Source organism: Chroococcidiopsis sp. CCNUC1 (assembly GCF_023546805.1).
GTDB classification, from domain to species: Bacteria; Cyanobacteriota; Cyanobacteriia; order Cyanobacteriales; family Chroococcidiopsidaceae; genus Chroococcidiopsis; species Chroococcidiopsis thermalis.
Genome location: NZ_CP097480.1, coordinates 5,441,408 through 5,466,435, shown reverse-complemented (window position 1 = coordinate 5,466,435; position 25,028 = coordinate 5,441,408). Strand labels below are relative to the sequence as shown.

The 25,028-nt window shown below is 45.3% G+C and carries 16 protein-coding genes; 14 read left to right on the top strand and 2 right to left on the bottom strand.

Annotation, left to right across the window (positions count from 1 at the left end):
* Positions 1-79: 79 nt before the first annotated feature.
* From M5J74_RS25195 to M5J74_RS25130, 14 genes are all read left to right on the top strand, one after another.
* Positions 80-1,408 (top strand): glycosyltransferase family 1 protein, encoded by a 1,329-nt coding sequence (locus M5J74_RS25195; RefSeq protein WP_250013935.1) that lies wholly within the window; start codon positions 80-82, stop codon positions 1,406-1,408.
* 400 nt (positions 1,409-1,808) lie between these two features.
* Positions 1,809-3,404, top strand: a complete 1,596-nt coding sequence (locus M5J74_RS25190; protein WP_015156747.1) for an S-layer homology domain-containing protein — start codon at positions 1,809-1,811, stop codon at positions 3,402-3,404.
* A gap of 24 nt (positions 3,405-3,428) precedes the next feature.
* On the top strand, positions 3,429-4,019 hold the full coding sequence (locus M5J74_RS25185) for a hypothetical protein (protein ID WP_015156746.1): 591 nt from the start codon (positions 3,429-3,431) through the stop codon (positions 4,017-4,019).
* 125 nt (positions 4,020-4,144) lie between these two features.
* Complete coding sequence (locus tag M5J74_RS25180) at positions 4,145-4,978, top strand: ABC transporter permease (RefSeq protein ID WP_015156745.1); 834 nt, start codon at positions 4,145-4,147, stop codon at positions 4,976-4,978.
* Positions 4,979-4,994: 16 nt separating this feature from the next.
* Entirely contained in the window at positions 4,995-6,269 is a 1,275-nt protein-coding gene (locus M5J74_RS25175; RefSeq protein WP_250013932.1) for a polysaccharide ABC transporter ATP-binding protein, read from the top strand.
* 31 nt (positions 6,270-6,300) lie between these two features.
* Entirely contained in the window at positions 6,301-6,807 is a 507-nt protein-coding gene (locus tag M5J74_RS25170) for an acyltransferase (RefSeq protein ID WP_106216786.1), read from the top strand.
* Between the two features lie 59 nt (positions 6,808-6,866).
* Complete coding sequence (locus tag M5J74_RS25165) at positions 6,867-9,401, top strand: glycosyltransferase (RefSeq protein ID WP_250013930.1); 2,535 nt, start codon at positions 6,867-6,869, stop codon at positions 9,399-9,401.
* Between the two features lie 135 nt (positions 9,402-9,536).
* Positions 9,537-10,577, top strand: a complete 1,041-nt coding sequence (locus M5J74_RS25160) for a Gfo/Idh/MocA family protein (protein ID WP_250013927.1) — start codon at positions 9,537-9,539, stop codon at positions 10,575-10,577.
* Positions 10,574-11,671, top strand: coding sequence for a DegT/DnrJ/EryC1/StrS aminotransferase family protein (locus M5J74_RS25155; RefSeq protein WP_250013924.1), 1,098 nt, complete (start codon positions 10,574-10,576; stop codon positions 11,669-11,671). Before M5J74_RS25160 ends, M5J74_RS25155 begins: the two co-directional genes overlap by 4 nt.
* A gap of 102 nt (positions 11,672-11,773) precedes the next feature.
* Entirely contained in the window at positions 11,774-12,496 is a 723-nt protein-coding gene (locus M5J74_RS25150) for a DapH/DapD/GlmU-related protein (RefSeq protein ID WP_106216782.1), read from the top strand.
* A gap of 153 nt (positions 12,497-12,649) precedes the next feature.
* Positions 12,650-13,624, top strand: coding sequence for an SDR family NAD(P)-dependent oxidoreductase (locus tag M5J74_RS25145; RefSeq protein WP_250013907.1), 975 nt, complete (start codon positions 12,650-12,652; stop codon positions 13,622-13,624).
* Positions 13,617-14,783 (top strand): DegT/DnrJ/EryC1/StrS aminotransferase family protein, encoded by a 1,167-nt coding sequence (locus M5J74_RS25140; protein WP_250013905.1) that lies wholly within the window; start codon positions 13,617-13,619, stop codon positions 14,781-14,783. The genes M5J74_RS25145 and M5J74_RS25140 overlap by 8 nt, the downstream gene beginning before the upstream one ends.
* A gap of 46 nt (positions 14,784-14,829) precedes the next feature.
* Positions 14,830-16,482, top strand: coding sequence for a glycosyltransferase (locus M5J74_RS25135; RefSeq protein WP_250013903.1), 1,653 nt, complete (start codon positions 14,830-14,832; stop codon positions 16,480-16,482).
* Positions 16,483-16,543: 61 nt separating this feature from the next.
* Positions 16,544-17,752 carry a glycosyltransferase gene (locus M5J74_RS25130; RefSeq protein WP_106166826.1) on the top strand — a complete coding sequence of 403 codons (1,209 nt, stop codon included), beginning with the start codon at positions 16,544-16,546 and terminating at the stop codon, positions 17,750-17,752.
* Between the two features lie 232 nt (positions 17,753-17,984).
* On the opposite strand, the gene M5J74_RS25125 is transcribed toward M5J74_RS25130, so the two are convergent.
* Together M5J74_RS25125 and M5J74_RS25120 are read right to left on the bottom strand one after the other, a co-directional pair.
* Positions 17,985-21,236, bottom strand: coding sequence for a DUF4082 domain-containing protein (locus tag M5J74_RS25125; RefSeq protein WP_250013902.1), 3,252 nt, complete (start codon positions 21,234-21,236; stop codon positions 17,985-17,987).
* Between the two features lie 98 nt (positions 21,237-21,334).
* Positions 21,335-24,913 (bottom strand): DUF4082 domain-containing protein, encoded by a 3,579-nt coding sequence (locus tag M5J74_RS25120; RefSeq protein WP_106216777.1) that lies wholly within the window; start codon positions 24,911-24,913, stop codon positions 21,335-21,337.
* Positions 24,914-25,028: the final 115 nt, after the last annotated feature.

Below are 25,028 nucleotides of genomic sequence, written 5' to 3'. Positions count from 1 at the left end.
TAATTAGATAGTAGGGTGGGCATTGCCTACCCTATATTTGATTTTCATTTACAGCATTTCTTGCGTTATAGGAGATTAAATGAGGGTTGGAATTTTTTTATCAAATTTTACTCCTCAAATTGGGGGAGGCTTTACGTTTGAAAACGAAGTATTTCGAGCGATCGCTGAATTTGGTGGGACAAGCGGTCATACTTTTATTGTATATAGCTGGGACAAAAAATTATCTCAAGCACCTTTATTAGGACAACATATTGAATATAGATCGCTGCATCACAGCGTCAAAAAACTATTACTGTCTCAACCGCTAAAACTTATCAAAGAACTATTTAAAAGACTACGGCAATCAAAAAACCTACTCGAACTTAACAGCGTATTTAAAGACGTAATTTTAGTCGCGATATTGGGTAAAGAAGTCGATCTAGTTTGGTATTTAGAACCAAGTACTCGCACAGTCGAAATTCCTTACATTACTACACTTTGGGATCTACAACATCGCGTACAGCCGTGCTTTCCTGAACTCAGTACCCAAGGACAATGGGACGAGCGAGAACAGTTTTACGCAAAAGTACTGAGATGTGCTTCCATTATCGTGACTGGTACAGAGGCAGGTAGAGCCGAAGTCGAACGATTTTATCAAGTGCCATCTGACCGAATTAAGATCTTGCCTTTTCCCACACCTGAATGGGCGTTAAATGCTCCGCATAACGACGATCGCTACATACTAGAAAAGTACAATATACCGGAAAATTACCTATTTTATCCCGCACAGTTTTGGGCGCACAAAAACCATGTTGCCTTGTTGATGGCGGTTAAATGGCTGCGATCGCAATACAATTTAATTTTTCCCGTAGTATTTGTTGGTTCGGAAAAGGGCAACAAGCAATATATTCAGCAAGTTGTTGCCGATCTCGACTTATCGAGCCAAGTTCACTTTTTAGGGTTTGTACCGCAAGCTGATATAGTTCCCCTGTATCGCCATGCATTTGCTCTAGCTTTCATGTCTTTTTGCGGACCTGATAACATACCTCCTTTGGAAGCATTTGCTTTAGGTTGTCCGGTTGTGGCTGCTAACGTGTCAGGTGCTTTAGAGCAGCTGGGAAATGCCGCTTTACTAGTCGATCAGCGAGACGAACGGCAGGTTGCTTTGGCGATTAAGTCACTCTACGATGACCCAATTTTGCGACAAACGTTGGTACAACGAGGGTTAGTACGAGCTGCAAAATGGACGGGACAAGATTACGTCAAAGCTGGATTTGAAATGATTACTGAATTTGAATCGCTGCGGCGTTGTTGGAGTCAATACGGTTTAGTTAAAAGCGCTCGATCCTCAAATATCCCCCTAGCCCCCTTGTTAAGGGGGTTGGGGGGATCTTCTTATCTGAACTGTATTGCTGTTGGAGTAGCGTAAAACCTTACAATCGCTGAAGCAGGTAGGAGGCACGCAGAAAAGTTATTCTTCACTTACGTATGTAGGGGCGTGCAATAGATGTTGTACGCCCCTACGTATATATGAAGCTCATCCTGTGGATCTACTGATAGTAACTGCGATCGCTCCGTAAACCAAAAGTTAATTCCGTGAAACCACGCATGGGGATACGGAAAAAGGCGGCTAAACTTCGTTTGAAGTTGAGTTAGTTCAGGCTAACTTTTAACTTCTTCTAGATAGACAACTTATCTGAAAAATTAGGCTCATTTCATCAGTAAATTATGCCTCAAAGGTGTGTGAGGAGTTACTAACTCAAGGTAATTCCTGCGGATACGTCTGTCTTGAAGTTGGTAACTTTCTCTAGGTCATTGAGCTACTTGTAATGTGTATTATTAAAGCTGCTACAACCACTATTCTCTTAGCGACTCTTGCTTGTTGCGAGTTGAGCTACAAAGCCAATGCCAATCCTAGACCAATCGCCCAAAAACAGTTAGGCGATCGCGCTATGGCAGTGCAGCAAAATAGGGCAACTGCATTAGAACAGGTGTTGCATAATCAAAAGTTTAAAGCCTCCGATTTAGCGCAAGCATCGACTTTAAATGATATTCAGGGTAGCTGGGCGCAGAGCTTTATTGCCGGATTAGTCTCGCGAGGTATTATTCAAGGTTTTCCCGATGGTAGTTTTCGCCCAGACGAACCAGTAACTCGCGCTCAGTTTGCCGCAATTGTCAGTAAAGCATTTCCACAACAATCTAACCGCAACGCGATCGCTTTCGTAGATGTACCGGAATATTACTGGGCAAAGGATGTAATTCAGACAGCTTACCAAACAGGTTTTCTGGCTGGATATCCCAACAACACTTTTTTACCGGAGCAAAACATTCCCCGCGTCCAAGTGTTGGTAGCTCTAGCCAACGGACTGAACTTGACTGCAAAAGCAGAATCTTCCACCCTGCTCGATACTTCATATCAAGACGCAGCAGAAATTCCCGACTTTGCCCGTAGTCCAGTAACAGCGGCAACAGCAAATCGCTTGGTCGTAAACTATCCCAGTAAAGATGTATTGCGTCCAAATCAAACGGCAACCCGTGCAGATGTCGCAGCATTTATCTACCAAGCTTTAGCTAGCCAGGGTGAAATGCCGCAACTGAGAGCTGAAGATCCGGCATCTGAATATATCGTTGGTTTGCAGCCAGCAACTCCAGCAGCATCCGCACCAGAACCACAGCCACTGACACCCGAGCAAGTCGCAAAACTGCGTCAGCAGTATCGCATCGAAGCGACACCGTTAACAGCTTTGATCAGACCGTCAGTACCAGGTGGCGGATCGAGTGTTGGTTCGCCCACGGCATTTGGTGCGGGTTGGGGTAGTGCCTTCTTCGGTACGAGCTTTCAAGGTAGAGCGCGCGATACTAGCAAATCAGATGGAGCGGCTTCATTTGGATTTGGTTTAGGCGATGCAAGTAGAGCTGTCGGTCTAGAAATTGCGGCTACAACTGTCGATCTGTATGGAAATACTTTCGGGGATGGGACTATTAGTTTCAAACTACATCGCCTCCTACCAGCAAACTTTGGAATTGCAGTTGGGGTAGAAAATGCAATTATTTGGGGCGAGACTGACGGTGGTAGCAGTCTTTACGGCGTAGTCAGTAAAGTTTTCAGTCTCACAGAGGATGCAGCAAAGCCTTTTAGTAAGATTACGACCTCAGTAGGTCTAGGTGGTGGTCGCTTCCGTTCCGAAGAGGACGTAGAAGATGGTAACGATACGGTTAATGTTTTTGGCAGCATGGGCTTGCAAGCAACTGAACAACTTTCCCTCATCGCAGACTGGACGGGTCAAGATCTGAACTTAGGTGTATCTGTCGTACCTTTCCGAAGTCTACCTATAGTCATTACTCCATCTCTTGCCGATGTCACTGGCAATGCTGGTGATGGTGTCCGATTTGTTCTTGGTGTCGGTTATGTCGGTCGTTTTTAAGTCGTGACGAAGGGAATCAAAATAATGAATGTTCAACGCCAGCTCTGTATTAGTTTAGCTTTAGGGTCGTTTCTGCTAGTTGGTTCGTTACCCGCTCTAGCTCAGAAGAACAACCAGTCAGATGTCACGGGCTTTATTATCACTACTGGTGATATTGTTAGTGGTGCTTTTGTTCCTGGGAGGAATGGCGGTTTTAATCCTGCTGCTCAAGTTGCGATCGATCGGGCTGCTGCTGCGCTTAACGGTTTACTGGCAAAAGGAGCGATCGCTGGTATTCCCCAAGAGACGCAGCAAGCACTAGCAAGCATACTGACTGAAACTGGAAATCCTACCTTGGCTGTCACTCAATTCCAAAACACTTTAGTTGCGGCAGGCGCAGATTCAAAATTAGCGGCAGGGTTTGTCAAAAGTTTGCAAGGGCTAACTGCTGGAAATGTCATTTCTCCAGGTAAATTAGTAGGGGCTATAGAAGCCTACAACGCTTTAGTTAATAGTGGGAATGGAAACTTTTTGCAAGTTGCTGCGCCACAATTGCAAGCGGTAAAAGCAGCCCTATTACAACTAGCAGAAGCTTTGACGAAAGCTAATTCTCCAAAAGCTAATGCCCGCCCCTAGTTTTTTAGAGAACAACTTCAGAAGTTGCGATCGAAAAGAACATCAATCGTTTATGGGTAGGCTTCTAGCCTGCCTTTCATACAAGCTTACATTAAACATTTACTAAGTAATTACTCTGACTACTTGTGACAAACCACGGTCAATCTGAATTAATTATTGCAGCTGGTAGAACAGAACACCAGTACTGGAAAGATTTATGGCGCTACCGCGAGTTATTTTACTTTTTGGCTTGGCGAGACATTTTAGTGCGTTACAAGCAGACTGCGATTGGTATTGCGTGGGCATTAGTACGCCCATTTTTAACCATGATTGTCTTTACAGTCGTATTTGGCAAACTCGCAAAACTACCTGCTGAGGGCGCACCATATCCAATTATGGTGTTTGCAGCTATGTTACCTTGGCAATTTTTTGCTAGCGCTCTTGCAGAATGTAGCAATAGTCTTATTTCTAATGCTAATTTGATTTCCAAGGTTTACTTCCCCCGTTTAATTGTGCCTGCTAGTGCAGTTGTTGTCAGTTTTGTAGATTTTCTAGTTTCAGGCATGATTTTGTTAGGTCTGATGGCATGGTATAACTTTATTCCTTCCTGGCGAATTTTAACACTGCCATTATTTATGGCGATCGCTTTTGTCGCTGCTATCGGCGGCGGATTATGGCTATCAGCATTGAATGTTAAATACCGCGATTTTCGCTTTATCGTGCCGTTCATCGTTCAGTTCGGTTTGTATATTTCTCCGGTTGGATTTAGTAGCAGTATCGTACCCGAACAATGGCGTTTGGTTTATTCACTTAACCCAATGGTGGGTGTTATTGATGGTTTTCGTTGGGCAATTCTTGGTGGAGAAACTCAACTCTATTGGCAAGGATTCATGTTGTCTGTCGGATTAGTCGTTTTACTATTTGCTAGTAGCATTTGGTATTTTCGCAAGGTAGAGCGATCGTTTGCAGACGTAATTTAAGTCAGAATTTTAAAGTATGTCAGATTCAGTAATTCGCGTCGAAAATCTAAGCAAGAAATACATTCTCGGTCATCAAAAGCAAGAACGTTACACCACACTCAGAGATACGCTGACCGAGCAAGCTAAAGCTTTTCAAAGTCGCTTTTTAAAACCTCGCGATCGCCGCACTTATAATCCAACTCGCGAAGAATTTTGGGCATTAAAAGACGTTTCTTTTGAGATTAAACAAGGTGAGGCTATTGGTGTCATCGGACGCAATGGTGCAGGAAAATCGACACTATTAAAACTTTTGAGTCGTATTACTGAACCTACTAGAGGAAATATAATTGCTAAAGGGCGAGTAGCAAGCTTGCTAGAAGTAGGAACGGGATTTCACCCCGAACTAACTGGACGAGAAAATATTTATCTCAACGGTTCTATTTTAGGCATGAGTAGAGCCGAGATTAAGAAAAAGTTTGATGAAATTGTTGCCTTTGCTGAAATTGAAAAGTTTTTAGATACTCCTGTCAAGCGTTATTCTTCTGGAATGTACGTTCGCCTTGCTTTCTCTGTTGCTGCTCACTTGGAACCAGAAATTTTGATTGTGGATGAAGTTTTAGCAGTAGGCGATTCAGCATTTCAAAAGAAATGTTTGGGGAAGATGGGCGATGTGTCAAATAAAGAAGGACGCACAGTTTTATTCGTCAGCCATAGTATGCAAGCTATTGCCCAACTAACTAAGCGTTGCATACTACTTTCCCAAGGAAATATTCAATTTGACGGTCACAGCGATAAAGCAGTACGGTTATATCTATCTGAGCAAAAAAATGACTCTGAAAAACTTCCTTATTACCAAGCTTCTGCAAACAAAACAAACAACTATATAGCCTGGGCGCGGGTGCATACTTCTGAAGAACAAGGAATTCACTGCTGGGGTAAACCTATTACTTTTGAGTTTGCCATACATATAACTCAACCCCATGAAACTTTGTGGTTCTCTTTTAATGTAGTTAATGAGTTGCAACAATCTATTTGTATTTTCTGGTTTTACGATGCTAAAGCTCCTTTTCGCCGAGAGCCAGGAGATTTTATTGTGCGATGTGAAATCCCAAAGTTTAAGTTATACATGGGTTCGTATACTATAACTACATGGTTGTCTGAAATTCGTAGCAATACCGTATTAGAAAATATCTCTAATATTTGTCCTTTTGAAGTCACTATGCACGGTATTGAACGGGAAGAGTGTCAATGGCAATCTCATGAGTGCATGTATTTAGAAGAAGCAGTTTGGCACAGTGTGGAAAAGAATTGATTCTATATTGAGAGCGATAGGTAGATAAGAAATGCCAGTCAAAGATGATGTAAAGTTTGGCAAAAATGTGAGTATTTTTCATCCTCAACTTGTGAATCTTTATGGTTGCACAATTGGTGACGATACTAAAATTGGTACTTTTGTAGAGATTCAGAAAAATACTGTTATAGGGAGTCGGTGTAAAATTTCATCTCACAGTTTTCTCTGTGAAGGTGTTGCGATCGAAGATGAGGTGTTTATCGGTCATGGAGTCATGTTTACTAATGACCTTTATCCGCAAGCCACAAATGAAGATGGAAGCTTGCAAACTGAAGCTGATTGGAGTGTAGTCAAGACTTTAGTAAAATGCCGTGCTTCTGTTGGCAGTAATGCCACTATTCTACCAGGCGTAACTATTGGAGAAAAAGCGATAGTTGGAGCTGGTGCAGTAGTAACTCGTGATGTTCCTAACTATGCAATTGTAGCCGGAGTACCTGCGCGTATCATCGGTGACGTGCGCGATCGCTCTCAAAACTTAGAATTGGTGCTTGACAGTTGATATTTTAGCTGTATCAAGGTAGCGCGATCGCCTAAAAAAATTTTAGAGAGACACTTTTAATGAATGCTATTACCGAGTTAGCAAATAAACCGAAACTCGTATATTTTCAAAGAAGATACGAACATATAGCTAAATTTGTGCGGTTGCACTATCAACAACAAGTTAATTGTTTAGCTGAATTCTTTGATGTCACTGTAATTAATGAAGACTGCGACTACCAAGAAATTTGCGATCGGTATCAACCGGAAGTTACGCTTTTTGAAATTGGCATATCGGCTTGGGGATATACTCGTCTAAATATTCAAAATACTTCTGTTTATCCAGAAATACCTAAATTGGGTTTTTATCATGCAGATTGTTTTTGTGAGGCTCGATCCGCTTTTATTTCTGATATAGATAATTGGGGTATACAAACATTATTCAGTCTATCTGTACGTTCTGCTGAGTATATGCCCGAACTTGGCGATCGCATATTTACATGGTCTAATTTTATCGACCCCAATTTATATCGAGACTATGAATGTCCTAAAACTATACCAGTGCTTTTTACAGGCAGTAACAGTTCTTTTTATCCTTGGCGACAACAAATTTTGAAGGTTGTATCTCAAGCTTATCCATCCTTGATCAGTCCGCACTTTGGATATGAAGAGAAAACAGCATTCCGAATGCTTTACGGTCAGCAGTACGCACGCACGATCAATGCCTCTTGGTTTGTACCAGCTTGCGGCACAATAGTTAAAGAGGTTGTGCGCAAACATTTTGAAATTCCCGCATGTAAATCTTGTCTAATTACAGAAAAAACTCCAGCTTTAGAAGCTGCTGGTTTCGTCGATATGCAAAATTGTGTCTTTGCTGACGAAACTAATGTGTTAGATAAAATTGATTACCTATTTCAAAACCTAGAAGAACTTGAAAGAATTACTAATGCAGGCTATCAACTAGTTCACTCTCACCATACCTTCAAACAGCGAGATCAAATCTTTCAATGGTTTAATCTAAATAAAATAATTAAGCCTGGTCAAAAGATCGTTCAAAATAATCCCTTCGGTTCGCTGACTCTTGTAGAGGAAAATTCAGGAATCAAAAATGCTCAGATTATTAGTAACACATTAGATAAAATTCTTTTATACCAAGGAGATGAAAAGCTCTGGACGGGTCAATATGATGAAGCAGAATCTCTATATTTGTGCTGCCTAAATTCTTTAATCCAAATGCTACCTGAGCCAAAATTACGTCTGGCAATATGTAGCCTTTATAAAGGAAATGCTCAGCAGGCACTCTCGTGGATTCTACAACCAATTGAATGCATACTAATTTTAAACAAAGCTTCAGAACCCGATCCAGTAGAGTGGGCTTACCTGATTATTATCCTCCTTTGCCAAGGAAAGCTAAGCGAGGCAACAGAACGTGTTAATCAGTTTCCTTCCCTTAACCATCCCGAACTAGATCGCGTGCGTTGGGCGATTGAGGTTTTAAATAATTCAGAGAAACAAATTGCCATACCTGACAATAATTTGTCAAACTATCGAATTAGCGTTCACCAATTACCGAAGTGGAGTTTTAGCGACTGGGTTACTAATGTTTGTACCATGCTAACAGCTTGCCAGCAGTTGACTTTTGCAGCAAAACTGAATAATGTACCTGGTTCAAAAGAGCGATTTTTTAAAGAAGAATCGTTGAAGCTCAGATGTATTTTTAATAATTCATTGAATCTCTTTTTTAGACTGAAACTGAGAAAGTGTAATAATTTATTACCTACTCAAAATTATATTGATTTTCGATTTGCTAGACGGCTGATATCAAAACTAAAGTTTAAGTTAAGACCGAAAATAGTTCGATTATTAAACGTTTTAGAAAAGTCGCTTGGCTATTTTCTACCTTATCGTTTATCAAGATTTCAAAATGACGAGTTTGTCTCTGTAATTAAAAAACTGATACAGGAGGAGAACATCAAAACGTTTTTAGCGATCGGTGCATTTACTAAATTAAAAATAACTGAGATTTTGTTTGCAGGAATACAAGAAAATCTGAATAAAATAAAAATATTTTGTGTCGATTTACCTACGACAAAATTTCAAAAATTACAAAGGCGATATTTACCTGACTCTTCAATTGAATTTTATAATGTTTTAATCGATCGAGAAAATACATTTGATACGGAAAAACCTTCAAGGTTTGCTATTTTTCAAAAAAAGTCAAATAAAAACGATCGCCAACTCTTATTGAATGCCTTACATCAAAATAATGAAAGTTCAAATGCTATAAAACTTGCTAAGAATACCATTAAAACTATTAAACAAGAAAAGCGGATTAACTATTTTGACATGGTATTAGTTGGTAATCCTAAATTTGATTTCTCTGCTGAAGTCGATGAGATTTATGGAGCTAAGTTTGTTGTAATTGATAGTATCAACTCCTTATCTAACCACAACTTACTCCATAGATTGCTAGCACAATCGGGCTATACCATAGTTGCTCAAAATCTTTTTCTCAGAAATGGATATGCCATTTTAAAGAAAACCGATCGCGCTAGAACACTACTGACTGCAATAGATGCCGATCGCTTGAGTGATTTGGAATGCGAAAAAATATAGTAACTATCTTGGACGAATTATGAGTTTGATTCTACTTCAAAGTTGTATGCGATCGCGACGAGAAAAAAAGTCATTTTGACTATACGTGAATTACAGCACTTGTTAATTAGTTGAAAAATTGGTTAGGTAACAATAATGAAAGATGCGATCTCTATAGGTGTCATAGGCTATGGTTACTGGGGTCCTAATTTGGTGAGAAATTTCTCTGAAATCCCAGGAGCGCAGGTAAGAACTGTGAGTGATTTTAAACCAGAATTGCTGGCAAAAGCGCAGACACGGTATCCTACCTTGAAAGTCACGACCGATTATCGAGACATATTAAAAGATCCAAAGATCGATGCCGTGGCGATCGCCACACCAGTTTCCACGCACTTCGATTTAGCTCTAGCAGCATTGCAAGCTGGCAAGCACGTCCTGGTAGAGAAACCGATGACGACCTCCTCCGAACAGGCAATGAGGTTAATTGAGGAAGCTCAACAGCGCAACCTAGTGTTGATGGTAGATCACACCTTTGTTTACACGGGTGCTGTTCGCAAGATGCACGATCTAATTACGACTAAGGTTGTAGGCGATATTTATTACTACGATTCGGTGCGCGTTAACCTGGGACTGTTTCAGCATGACGTGAACGTATTGTGGGATCTGGCAGTTCACGACCTTTCGATTATGGACTATCTACTGCCATACAAACCTTATGCTGTCTCTGCCACAGGGATCAGCCACGTCCCCAGAGAACCAGAAAATATTGCCTACTTAACGTTATTTTTTGAAAACAACTTAATGGCTCATCTCCACGTCAATTGGTTAGCACCAGTCAAAGTTCGCCGTACGTTAATTGGTGGTAGTCAGCGCATGATTGTCTACGATGACTTAGAACCGAGCGAGAAGGTGAAGATTTACGACAAGGGAATTACCCTCAATAGCAACTCTGCCGAAAGCGTATATCAAATGCTCATTGGCTACCGTGCAGGAGATATGTGGGCTCCGCACCTGGATATGACAGAGGCAATACGGACAGAAGGACTGCACTTTATTGATTGTATTCAGCAAGGCGATCGCCCCATCACTGATGGGGAAGCAGGACTACGGGTCGTGAAAATTCTGGAGGCTGCTACTCAGTCCATCAAGCGGCAAGGGCGATTAATTGAATTAAACACAACGGAGGTAGCAGTATGATTCCATTTGTAGACCTAAAAGCACAGTACTTGAGCATTAAAGACGAAATCGATACGGCTGTCATCAAAGCTCTAGAAAGTACGCAATTTGTGCTAGGCAGCGAAGTTGTTGCTCTCGAAGAAGAATTCGCTCATTACTGTAATGCCGATTCTGGTATTGCTGTCAATACAGGCACTAGCGCCCTCCACCTGGCATTATTAGCCGCTGGAATTGGTGCGGGTGACGAAGTGATTACCGTGCCTTTTACTTTCGTTGCGACTGTCGCCGCCATTTGTTACACCGGAGCCAAACCCGTATTCGTCGATATCGATCCCGTATCGTACACGATGGACGTAACCCAGATTGAAGCAGCAATCACCGAGCGGACAAAAGCAATTCTACCAGTGCATCTGTACGGTCAACCAGCCGACATGGAACCGATTCTCGACATCGCTCGCCGTCACGGTCTCGTTGTGATTGAAGATGCGGCACAGGCACACAGAGCCGAGTACAAAGGACAGCGAGTTGGTAGTCTTGGCGACATTGGTTGTTTCAGCTTCTATCCTGGAAAGAACTTAGGGGCGTGTGGTGAAGGTGGTATGGTCGTCACCAGCAATCCCGAATACGAGCGCAAAATGCGGATGCTGCGTGATTGGGGGCAAGAACGCAAGTATCATCACGTCTTTAAGGGATACAACTACCGCATGGATGGCATCCAGGGAGCGATCTTGCGGGTGAAGTTACGCCATTTAGACAAATGGACAGAGGCACGCAGAGCGCACGCCGCACGATATGACAAACCGCTAGCAAATGCAGGTGTGAAAACTCCGACGGCGATGCCTTACAGCCATCACGTTTACCATGTCTATGCCGTGCGATCGCAGCAACGGGACACTTTACAACAAAAGCTGCAAGAGAAAGGGATTCAAACAGGCATTCACTACCCCATTCCCGTACACCTGCAACCAGCTTATGCCGACCTGGGTTATCGAGCTGGCGCGTTTCCTCACTCAGAAGCGGCATCAAAGGAAGTGTTGTCATTACCAATGTATGCAGAATTGAGCGCAGATTCACAAACCCAAATTATCAATGCGGTGATTGCTGAATATGTCTGATACTTGACAATTTTCGCGAACGGCAAAACTTATACAATACAGGTCGTCTGTACTATGTTTGCCGCGATCCTAGAGCTAGTAAGGAAATAGTTGAGGAAGACAATGTTTGAACTAGATAGGATAAGAACTGTCCAAGCCGTTCATGGCTTGAAAGACTTTCAGCCAGATCCTGATTTTGAAATTGGATTGGCAGAATATCTCCTCAACCAGTATGGACAAAAGGGATTGCTTGAGCTGCACTCGCGCTTTGCAATCGGCGATGGAGATTTTGATGGACTGATGCGACGAGCTATTTGGCGAGCGGTAGCGCAGCGATTTGGACATGGAGTTCGGATTGGTAGTGGAGTAGGCTTCAAACATTTAGAAACGTTTGAGATTGGCGATCGCGTGTTTATTGGATCGCAAAGTTACATTCAAGGACGATTTGATGGTAGGTGCGTAATTGGTAACCAAGTTTGGATCGGTCCCCAAAGCTATTTTGATGCGCGTGACTTAATAATTGAAGACAATGTTGGGTGGGGACCAGGTGCAAAAGTTCTAGGTTCAACCCATACTGGATTACCCGTTGACGTTCCCATTATTCAAACAGACCTAGAAATCAAATCAGTCAAAATTGAAGCTGGAGCCGATATTGGTATGAATGCGGTTGTTTTGCCTGGAGTCACAATTGGCAAAGGTAGCATTGTTGGTGCGGGCGCAGTTGTTACCAAGAACGTACCACCATTTGCAATTGTTACTGGCGTTCCAGCTCGTTTTGTTCGCTGGCGTGATGGATACGAATCATCAGAAGACTTAGCAAAACATGCAAGTAGCTACGGAGTTTAGCAATGTAGCTGGCTGGTGCTGGAGTTTCTGATTGAATACAACAAAGTTATTTACGAGCAGAGATCGCCATTAGACGAGACGGTCGGACTACACTGCGATCGCTTCCGAGTTAAAGTTGCAATCTCACAAGTACTCTACTAGGTTTTTAGCAAAATGCAGGTTGACAAAGTACTAATTACGGGCGGAGCTGGTTTAGTAGGTTCTCACATTGCTGACTTATTAGTTGAGCAGGGAGTAGCTGAAATCGTCGTGCTTGATAACTTTACGCGCGGCGATCGGCAAAATCTGCGATCGTCACTAGAGCGTGGTTCGGTGAAGATTGTCGAAGGTGACATTCGCGATCGCCAACTGCTTGCCGATGTGATGCAAGGTGTCGATCTCGTCTTCCACCAGGCAGCGATTCGCATCACGCAATGCGCTCAAGAACCGCGCCTAGCAATGGAAGTTCTTGCCAATGGGACTTTCAACGTCCTAGAAGCGGCGGTGAATGCAGGTGTGAGCAAAGTAGTTGCAGCTTCCTCAGCTTCAATCTATGGCATGGCAGAAGCATTTCCTACCACAGAAGCGCACCATCCCTACAACAACCGCACGGTTTACGGTGCAGCCAAGACATTTAACGAAGGACTGTTACGCAGCTTCTACGACATGTACGGGTTGGATTACGTAGCATTACGCTACTTCAACGTTTACGGTCCGCGCATGGATATTTATGGTGTTTACACCGAGGTACTGATTCGCTGGATGGAACGCATTGCCGCAGGTCAGCCACCACTGATTTTTGGTGATGGCGAGCAGACAATGGATTTCGTCTATATCGAAGATATTGCCAGAGCCAACATTTTAGCTGCCCAAGCCAATGTGACGGATGAAGTCTTTAACATTGCTAGCGGTGTAGAAAGCAGTTTGAACGACCTTGCTTACAGTTTGGCTAGAGTGATGGGATCGGATTTGCAGCCAGAGTATGGTGCAGAACGCAAAGTCAACCCCGTACAGCGCCGACTAGCAGATCCGAGCAAAGCAAGAGAATTGCTGGGTTTTGAGGCAAAGGTTTCACTGGAAGAGGGGTTGCATCAGCTAGTCAAATGGTGGCGCGATGAAAAACAAGCAAAGGAAATATGCCATGTCTGAGCAGATGCAGAATATTCCAATTGCCAAACCTTGGATGGGTGAAGCCGAGGCAGATGCCGCTAAGCGGGCGATTCTATCCGGTTGGGTAACGCAAGGACCCGAAGTCGCCGCTTTCGAGCAGGAATTTGCAACTTATGTAGGGGCAAAGTCTGCTTGTGCGGTTTCTAATTGCACCACGGCATTGCATCTAGCTTTGTTAGCCGTGGGCGTACAGCCTGGGGATGAGGTAATTACCGTCAGCCATTCCTATATTGCCACTGCCAATAGTATCCGATACTGCGGCGCGATCCCAGTATTTGTGGATATCGAGCCGCACACTTACAACATTAATCCCACTTTAATCGAAGCAGTGGTGAGCGATCGCACCCGCGCGATTCTGGTCGTCCACCAAATGGGAATGCCTTGCGACCTCAAAGCGATTGTGGAGGTTACGCGGCGCTACAATTTGCCAGTTATTGAAGATGCAGCCTGCGCCATTGGCAGTGAGATTCTCTGGAATGGTGAGTGGGAAAAAATCGGCAAGCCGCACGGCGATATCGCCTGTTTTTCCTTCCATCCCCGTAAGGTAATTACGACCGGTGATGGTGGAATGCTAACCACCAGCAATCCTGAATGGGACAAACAGTTTCGTCTGTGGCGACAACATGGCATGAGCGTCCCCGATACTGTCCGCCACGGCGCGAAACAAGTGATTTTCGAGACTTACCCGATGTTGGGCTACAACTACCGGATGACCGACATTCAAGCGGCAGTAGGACGGGAACAGCTCAAGCGCTTGCCGGAGATCGTCGCACGCCGTCGGTTGTTGGCAGAGCAATATCGAGAAAAGCTGGCGGCTGTGCGGGGATTGAAATTACCAACAGAGCCAGTTTGGGCGCAAAGTAATTGGCAGGGTTACTGTGTCCGTCTGCCAAAGGAATGCGACCAGGTACAAGTCATGCAGACGATGCTAGATGCTGGGATTTCCACGCGACGGGGGATTATGTGCGCTCACCGCGAAGCGGCATATCAAATTGAAGCTTGGTCTTGTGGGAGCGATCGCCTCATCGAAAGCGAACAAGCTCAAGATCGGACTATTGTTTTGCCACTTTTTCATCAGATGACTGAGTCGGAACAGGAGCGGGCGATCGCGGTTTTGACAACTGCTTGTCAGGTTTGAGCATAGCGCCAACTAAAGATTAGTAGGGGATAGCAAAGAGTATTGTATGGAGACAATAGCTAGCGATACACTCAGCCTTTGGCGAGAAGAAGGCAGCCGCCTGATTCCACAAAACTTCGAGGCATTTCGCAGCCTAGTTGCTCAAGCGAGAGACTTTGTCCAAAGGGGTGAATATCACGCAGCAGCAGTGTATGCAGAGATTGCAGCCTTATATGCCACTGAGCAACACTGCGGTCTTTTTGTTAGCCCTGAGCTAGAGCAAATTCTCTTGACAATCGGACGACAAACTATACCGATCGACGTTACTCTGAATAAAAATTTCTCATGCAATAAAGCACCAAGAAACATATTGCATGTTTCCACTGCTGTCATGGGCATTGGCGGACATTCTAGAATGCTTTGGCGCTGGATTGGGCAAGATACCGAGCGTTCCCACTCGCTTGTATTAACGCGGCAGGGACTGCACGAGGTTCCTAAATTTTTGAAGGATGCCGTAAATAATAGCCAGGGTAGAATATACGTGCTAGACAAGAGCATCGGCAACCTTGTCTCTTGGGCGAAAAGACTACGCGAAATTGCTGCATCAGCGGATCTGGTCGTACTGCATATATGGAGTTACGACGTGATTCCAACAATTGCATTTGCAAATAGAGAACAATCTCCACCAATTGTCTTTGTAGATTACGGCGATCACTGCTTTTGGCAAGGAGTGAGTATCAGCGATGTCGTGGCTAATCTGCGAGAATCTGGTATGCGCTTATCACATGAGCGTCGAGGCATAGCGAGCGATCGCACCGCTATCCTACCGATTATTTTAAATCCCATCCAAAGAATGCTTTCCCGCGCGGAGGCTAAACGACAACTTGGTTTTGCTGAAGACAGCATTGTCTTGCTCTCTATCGCTAGGTCGCTTAAGTACAGAACGATTGATGGGGTTAGCTTTGCGGATGCACACGTCCCATTATTGGAAAAATACGACCGAGCGATTCTAATCGTAATTGGTCCAGTCGATCCCGAGGAATGGTCGGCAGCTATCCAGCGATCGCAGGGGAGAATTAAAGTTTTCGGGCAGCGCGAAGATACTGCCGTATTCTACCAAGCTGCCGATATTTATGTTGATTCATTTCCTTTCGTCTCGATTACATCGCTATTGGAAGCAGGAAGCTATGGTACGCCTCTGGTCAGCCGCTATCCCTACTCTCATGCGTCCAAAATACTGAGTGCTGATGCACCAGGTTTGACTGACAAGCTGATCCTTGCACGCAATCTTCCAGAGTACACGACAGTGCTATCCCGCTTGGTTGAAGATGAAGAATTTCGGCTATCTCTTGGGGAAGCTACTCGACAAACAATTATAGAGAGACACATGGGGAGTCATTGGCAGCGCTACTTAGAAGATGTGTACTGTCGTGCAACAACTGTGCCTGGGTTAACTGTAACATCACTTCCAACGACAGATCGAATGTTTGTCGGCGAGCCAGATGTTTTTTTGCAAAAAGTTTTTAGCTCAAGAGACATTGAAATTGAAGAAATCATTCAATCTCGCCTGAGACTAATGCCTTTAAAGCAGCGTTTCTATAGTTGGGTTGAACTCGTCAAGCAGCATGGTTTTGGACGACTTAACGTCTTACTACCGGAATGGTTTTACTGGCACTACTACCGCCGCTTACAAAAATGGAGTATTTCAATTAAAAAGTAGCTTTGCCAATATCTTCCCATTCAAATTTCTAAACCCTGAAGATAAAAATTTTTCCTAAATTATGTGGACATATTGGCGTACTCGTAATGGCAGTACTCGGATCAAACTTGCAATTGCCCGTTCTATCCCCTATTTCTTTGAGGATTTACGCGGCGGATTGATTCATCAAGTCAGCAATCTCCTTCGCTTCACTGGCATTCATGCCAACATGAAACGTCTTGGAATGAAACTTGGTATTGTCAAGGCTCCAGAAAATACTATCCCTTATATCTCAGACGAGTCACCAATCCAACAGCTGGCAACTCCAGTGAGCAAACCGATTATTTTTGCTTCCTATTGTATCGATGCTAGTTTCCAAGGCAACTTAAAATTTTGTGGTGGCACTAAAGAACTCAATCTGCTAGTGAAACTGCTGCGTCAAAAAGGCTACGAAGCTTACATGGTTACCTATGACGGTAGCTACGAACCTTGGTTGCTCGATAGTCAACCTCATCTTTCCATAGCTGAATATCAGGAGAAACTTAAGTCGGCTCAGAATGTACGCTGCGTGACTTCCCTTGCAGGTGCTAAAGCTTTCATACAACCCAGCCAGCAGATTTACTTTTGGGATATGGAGCTAGCAATTACCGAGCATCAAGATTTTGCTGCCTTGGCAGAGCTGTATCAAGGCAAACTTAAAGGTGTAGCTGCTATTTCCCGCACGATTCAGGCTTGGCACATGGCTCACTTCCAGCGTGCCTGTACCCTTTTGCCTAATTTGATCGATCGCACCCTTTGGTTTCCGACTCCAGAGCAACGGCAACCTCGTCGCATTGGCTACATGGTTGAAGGTTCTCACACAGAAGCCTATCTCACAGTTATACAAGAAGCCATTCGAGCGAAGGGTCTCGACTTAGAATTTCAGCGAATTCAGGGCATTGAAGCAGAGGTTCTTGCTGGGATGCGTTCTTGCGAAGTTTTCCTCAGTATGAATATTGGTAAGGATCTCTTGTGGGGAGAAGGCTGCCCTAGAACTGTAATTGAAACCCTCGCCACTGGATGTATTGTCATTGCGTTTGACATTATCGGCAACCGCGAAACGATCCAAGACAACTTCAATAGTATCCTCGTACCCCGATATCGCCCCGACTTAATGGCAGAAGCACTAGTACGCCTTTATAGTATCCCTGGCGAACTCGATCGCCTTCGCAGCAATGCCCTCACCTTAATGCAAGCGTGCCATACTTTTGAGGCTCGTTGGTCTGCTATCCAAGAATTCTTGCAACTGTAACAGTTAACTACATTCTGAAATCTGGCAAGTTTGTTATTGCAAAGTAAAAGCGATCGCATTCCTCCTTGAGTAAATGCGATCGCTTGAAAGGAAGTTTTGATAGCAGTTTTTAATTGGGTAAAACAAACGGTTTGTAGGGGCGCACAGCCGTGCGCCCCTACAAATGTCACGCACGCAATCGAGAATTACTCTGGATTAGAAAAGCGTGAAACGATAACTGCCCAGATAGGATTTAGTTATTGGGAGTAAAAACAACATCAACCCAGTAGTTACTTGCCTTATATGTTTGGTTGGGGAAACCACTGGAGCCATATTTGTAAACTCCATTGCCGCCGTTGGCTCCATTGACTAGAAAGTGTAACGGTCCATTGTCAGCGCCAGAAACAGCAAAGTAATTCTCATCACTAGAGTAGCGCCCGACATTGGTGTGATAAGAAGCAACATAGACAGTATTGGCGCTAATTGCTACGGGACGATCGAAGTTGACTTGCTGCCAACCTGAAGCAGTTTCGTTGGTAAATGTTGCCGTTGCTAGTTGTTGTCCGCTGCTAGTCCACAACTTACCAGTATGTACGCCCGTATTTCCAGTACTCTTGTAGAATCGAATGCCAGTGATATAGCCGCTGACATCTGTTCTAAACTTAATGCCGAGTTCCACGGCTGCGGTATCGGAGTCGGCTACCACAATAGGCATTGCATTAGAACTCCAAATACTATAAGCAGAAGTCGATGCTGCGGCTGCGGTGGTGAAAGACCAAGTAGAGTTTGTTGCTAAGGCGTTACCTGCTAGGTCTTGTACCCGTGGTTGAGTTGTCCCACCTCTGAGGGTAGCGCGATAGGTTGCACCAGTTGCCAGTAGATTGCTCGGTTGCAGTGTAGCGGTGCGAGTCGCGGTGTTGTAGCTGACAGTGGCAGGGACGACGGCGTTATTGGCATCCTGCAACACAAAAGTATTGGGATTTATCGTTGCCGGGTCGAGCGCTTCGCTAAAAGTAGCGGTGAGGCTCGTGTTAGTACTCACATTAGTCGCGCTGTTGCCAGGAGAAGTCGCACTGACACTGGGCGCAGTTGTATCTGTAACTGGTGGAGTGGGATTGGTAGCATTGGTGGCAAAGGTGACATCAACCCAATAGTTGCTGGCGCGATAGGTGTTGATGGGGAAGCCAGTTGTACCGTACTTATAGACTCCATTCCCGCCACTCTCGCCATCGCGCAGAAAATGTAGTGGTGGGCTATCGATGCTACTGGTAAAATAGCCTTCGTTGATGGCGTAACGACCGCTACTGGTGTGGTAGGAGGCGACGTATACGGTGTTGGCGTTAATCGCTACTGGTTGAGAAAAGTTAACTTGTTGCCAACCGCTAGCAGTTTCGTTGCTAAAGGTGGCGGTTGTTAGTAGCTGTCCCGCACTCGTCCAGAGGTTGCCAATGTGCGTCCCGGTATTACCACTGCCTTTGTAGAAGCGGATGCCAGTCACATAACCGTTGACATCGGACTTGAACTTGACTCCTAGTTCTACAGCTTGAGTATCAGAGCTGGCTGCTGTGGTAGGAGTTGCCGTGTCATTCCAGGTACTGCAAGGACAGGTACGTTCTCCAACTGTAACGGTAGTGCTTGCCCCAGAGGTTTCTAGATTGCCGCTATCATCGATCGCACGGCTTTTAATTATTACCGATCCAGTTGCTTGTGGTGTCCAAGTGTAGCTCCAGTTAGCACGACCCGCAGTTGGATGCCATGTCGTACCACCATCAACGGATACCTCAACACCAGCGACAACACCACCAGTATCGCTTGCCGTGCCACTAATCGTGACTGGGCTGCCTGCCTGTACGCTGACAGATGGTAGCGATGAGATTGTTGAAGTAGGTGCGGTGATGTCGGTTGAGGCAGTAGCAGGAACCAATCCAGCCTGCAATGTATTAGGCTGCACGCCCATGTCAGCAAATAAGTTAACTGTCGCCTGCTGCATCCGCACATCTGGAACCGAGCTACCGCGATCGTGATTCCCATCTAAGCCCCAAGACCACTGGACTGTTCCAGCACCAAATACGAGCGCACCACTATTATGTTTATACAGTGTCAGGTGGTGAGTTGCTCTAGCCCGTCCAAACCTAGAGCCATAGTCTTGTAGAACAGGTGCATTGTCAACGGTGGTTGTTGACATCCGAATTAAGCCAGCTGGTCGGAAGCCATTGTCAATATCCTCATCCCATTCATAACCGAGCGTGCGATCGGATAGTGTAGCAGTGCTTCCTGGCGAGAGGGTGGCAACACTTGTATTACGCCAAAAACGCATTTTCCCGTCTGCCTCGGGTACTTTAATAGCAGTCGTCGCCCCGTCATTAACTGTAAAGAGAGTGCCAGTTAAGGCATTTTCAGGACGACCACCATCTGCTGGTGGGCTGAAGCGCGGATCGCGCCAAGTACCAGTCCAGATCCCTGGTTGCGGATCGATTTTCGCGTTGGCTACGGTCTCCTTATAGGCGACTAGAGTGTGATAGGATGTCCCTGACCCATCAATGGCGTTTTCCCAGCGCGTTTTCCAATAGACTTCGTTACCGCTGAAGAAAGCCAAATTCACACCGCGATCGCGAGCGGCTTCCACGTTGGCGCGTTGCCCTGCCGACCAATACTCGTCATGACCGACCGATAAGAAGATTTTGTGATTGCGGATTAGGCTGCCGTAGCGATCGCTATCTACTCCAGTGAAGTAGCTGACGTTATATCCGTTAGCTTCCAGCCAGCGAACCATTGGATACTCGGTGGCAAACAGCCAATCCTGACCACCATCAACCACGCGCGTGTTAAATGGGCGATTGTAGCTAACCTTATAGGCTCTACCAACTGGAGATCCGGTATAGAGACTATTGCCACCATAGTTGTTGTAAGCTTGCCAGGTAGTATCGGCAGTCTGAAACAGCAGGTCGGACGTACCAGCGTCATCTCGGACAATAAAGACGATATGGCTAGCTCCCCCAGTATCAGTGCGCACCAGTTTGGCAAAGTAGATACCCGACACGGCGTTGGTCGGTACAGCCCAGGAAGCAGACACTGCCCAGTTACCGCAATCAACCAGTCCGGTTGCTGTGTCAGTTAAGCAGTTTGGTTGACTCTGAGGGCGATTTAAAACTTGAACGGTCGTGACTTTACGAGCGCCCATGCCACGATAGTAACCCATGCGATAGATGTCGAGGCGATAACTAGTGGCGTTAGTTTTGATTTTGAAGTTAACTGTCTCACCTCGATTAACGCTAATATCGCTGGCAAAGCCTTGAATACTCGTATCGCCAACACCGCTAATATCCCACTCTGTGGAGGGATTGCCCGTTAAACAATTTTCCGCCGCGATCGCATTGGTGGGAGCAGCGCAGATATCGGCAGCGATCGCCTTTTGCACTTGCAGATTAGACCCCACATCCAGTCCTAAGACCAGAAACATTGCTGCACTTGCAATTGCAATAAACCTAATCAATCTTTTTTTCATTTAATTTTCTGTTCAAATAGTAGTTGTGGATAGACAATGCCAGGGAACCCTATTCCCTGGCTTTAGATAAAATGCGAATCTTCGTTCGCTATAGAGATTTACTGATTTGGAGTAAACACGACATCGACAAAATAGTTACTCGACCGAAATGTTTGAGAAGGGAAGCCACCATTGCCATACTTGAAAACGCCGTTGCCACCGTTAGCTCCATCACGCAAAGCATGTAATGGTCCGTTGTCTAGCCCAGAATTAGCAAAGTAGTTCAGCGCGAAAGCGTAGTTGCCAGTTGTGGTGTGATAGGAGGCGACGTAGACGGTGTTAGCAGTAATTGGTACTGGTTGGGCAAAGTTGACCTGCTGCCAGCCTGTGGCAGTTTCATTTGTAAATGTTGCTGTTGCTATTTGCTGTCCGTCGCTAGTCCACAAAGTTGCTTTGTGCAAACCCGTGTTACCACTACTTTTGTAGAAGCGAATACCAGTGATATAGCCATTCGTATTCGACTTGAACTTAACTCCTAGCTCGACAGGATAAGGATCGAAAGTGGCGATTTGTGCAGGAATGGTCGAACTGTTCCAAAGACTATAAGAATTAGATGCGGCGGCTGCGGTGGTGAAAGACCAGGTAGAGTTTGTATCTAGAGCATTGCCAGCCAGGTCTTGTACCCGTGGTTGAGTTGTCCCACCTCTGAGGGTAGCGCGATAGATTGCACCAGTTGCCAGTAGATTGCTCGGTTGCAGTGTAGCGGTGCGAGTCGCGGTATTGTAGCTAACAGTGGCAGGGACGACGGCGTTATTGGCATCCTGCAACACAAAAGTATTGGGATTTATCGTTGCCGGGTCGAGCGCTTCGCTAAAAGTAGCGGTGAGGCTCGTGTTAGTACTCACATTAGTCGCGCTGTTGCCAGGAGAAGTCGCACTGACACTGGGCGCAGTTGTATCTGTAACTGGTGGAGTGGGATTGGTAGCATTGGTGGTAAAGGTGACATCAACCCAGTAGTTGCTAGCGCGATAGGTGTTGATGGGGAAGCCAGTTGTACCGTACTTATAGACTCCATTCCCGCCACTCTCGCCATCGCGCAGAAAACGTAATGGTGGATTATCGACGCTAGCAGTAGCAAAATAGCCTTCGTTGATGGCGTAACGACCGCTGCTGGTGTGGTAGGAGGCGACGTATACGGTGTTGGCGTTAATTGCTACTGGTTGAGAAAAGTTAACTTGTTGCCAACCGCTAGCAGTTTCGTTGCTAAATGTTGCTGTTGCTAGTAGCTGTCCCGTACTCGTCCAGAGGTTGCCAACGTGCGTCCCGGTATTGCCACTGCCTTTGTAGAAGCGGATGCCAGTGATATAACCGTTGAGATCGGACTTGAACTTGACTCCTAATTCCACAGCTTGAGCGTCAGGAGCAGATGCTGTGGTAGGCGTTGCCGTGTCATTCCATAGCCTGTATGAACTCGATGTTGTGGTGGTGAAAGACCAAGTAAAGCTAGCAGCTAGAGAGTTATTTGCTAAATCTTGAACGCGAACTTGACTCGTCCCACCCATAACGGTAGCAGTATATGTTTTCCCCGCCAGCAGCGAACTGCTGGGTTGCAATGTAGCGGTGCGGGTCGCGGCGTTGTAGGTGACGCTAGCGGGTACGATCGCATTGGTGGAATCTCGTAATGCAAAAGTATCTGCATTAATTGTTGCTGGGTCGATTGCCTCGCTAAAGGTAGCTGTGAAACTCGATCCAAGGCTGACGTTTGTTTCGCCGTTGCTGGGAGAAGTAGAATTAATACTGGGTGGAGTCGTGTCTGTAGTATACGTAGCAACGTAATTTCCACTAGCAGCTGAGAATAAGGCGTACTCAATACCTTTGATCTGCTGGGTTGTGTAACTCACTGGAGTACCATTAAGCGTAATGCTGGCAACTGTTCCAGCAGCCGCTCTCAATGGAATCATTGCTTGCAATCCTCTTGCACCTGTACCTGGGGCGATCGCAAAGCTTAAAGTATTGTTATTCCATACCAACCCGCTAAATGAGGAACTGTTACGACCATCAAGCCAGGTCAACATTTGACGAGCAGAAACAATCGGTACACCACGGGCTTGTGCTGAGGCAACTACTGCATCAGAAACGGCTGAGATGTTGCTATCAGTATGGGCGTTGACAGTAAAGACACCATAGTATCCCTCTGCTCCAAGGGCGCGATCGAGTAGAGTATCGACTGTGAAAGGATATTGCTGTCCCGACTCATCGGTCATCTGTGTAGCTGCTTGATATACGTCAATAAATGTCCCGTCTAGATCTGCAACGCGCATCGGCATACCACTACCAGTCATAAATCCTGGGCGATTGCCTACCCAATTAGGCGGCCAGAAGTAGTAGTTAGTATCGAGCCTTATTCCATGATTCAGCTCTACTTTGAACCCGCTAGCCCAGTCACTCCAAGCAATACAGTGATGTCGTTGGGTTGGTGAGACAGGCACGCTCGGAAAAAGGTTACTGAATGTCCTATGCTGCTGTGCGTAGAAAGTCTCAAGTGAGGTAGGCGTATAATTCGCACAGTTAGTGTTGACGTGTAACCCTACTTCAAAACCATCAGCAGTGAAAGCACTTGCCTGCGCATTAGTTATTGGTGTATTGAGAAAGATATATGAAGTGCCGCGAACGCATTCCCAATCTTCTACAGAGCAACCAGCTGGACTCATAGCTTTGTATTGGTTGAATCGAGCTATTGTCCCTCCGTTGGCATGGTCGTCACCAGTCATCAGCACAACTGCTTTCTTACCATGCGGAAAATACCAGAAACGGGGTAGGGGTTTTTTATCTAGGTTCATCGTCAGGATCAAGTTTGCTAGCAAGCGCTGTTGTTCGTCGGCTTGTGGAATAGCAACCTTGTTTAAATCGATCCAGTCTGGTTGAGGATCGTTGCTGGCAGCACCAAAAAACAAGTCACTGGAGCGAATCAGTGGCATCCCATCGCGCTCTTGTCCAGCCCAAGCGGGATTTCCTTGCCGGGTGTAGACGATCGAACGCGCTAAGTCGTAGGTAAATGCAGCAACCTGACCACCACTACTACCAACACTACGCAAAGTTATTGCTGGGTTAGAAGTTGCAGTCGTTGCATTTGTATAAAGATTGGCGATACTGGTAGCACCGTTGAGAGTGTAGCGATCGGCAGTGTCGTGGAACTGGATAGTTTGGTTAACGATGCCACTACCAGGGGCTTTTGACGTGTCTACGCGTAAGTAACCGTTTGAGAGTGTGGAGGTTGCATCAGTAATACCAAGCAAATTACTAAGCTGCTTGTCAGGACGCATTGCAATCAAATTACCTCCACTAGCTGCCCAGTTACTCAACATCGTTACTTGAGCAGGACTAAGAGTCATTTTGGCAAGGATAACTACGTCGTAGTTAGCAAGCATCTCTGAGGAAACTGAAGAAATATCGCTGACGCTGAATGTATTCAGCCCTTCATTTCGCAGAATCTCGGTGTAGTATTTGCTGAAAGGGTCGGAAGTCGTTGTAATGACTAGGATCGGTCCACCGGGTTCTGCGTTAGGTGATGGCGCAGCAACAGCAGCTGATGTTTGTAACCCTGGCAAGGGTAGTGTTGTCATGAGTACAGATGCTTGACCTGCGCTCAGGAGAAATGTGCATAGAGATAATGTGAAATACTTGAGTTGTCGTTTCATTGGAATCCTTACCAAATTACAAATATGAATAGAAATAAATAGGTTAAACAGAATTGTTCGTCTGTTTTTTCTTAGTTCCCACGGCAAAGCTTGCCTACTTAGCAGGCATTTAATG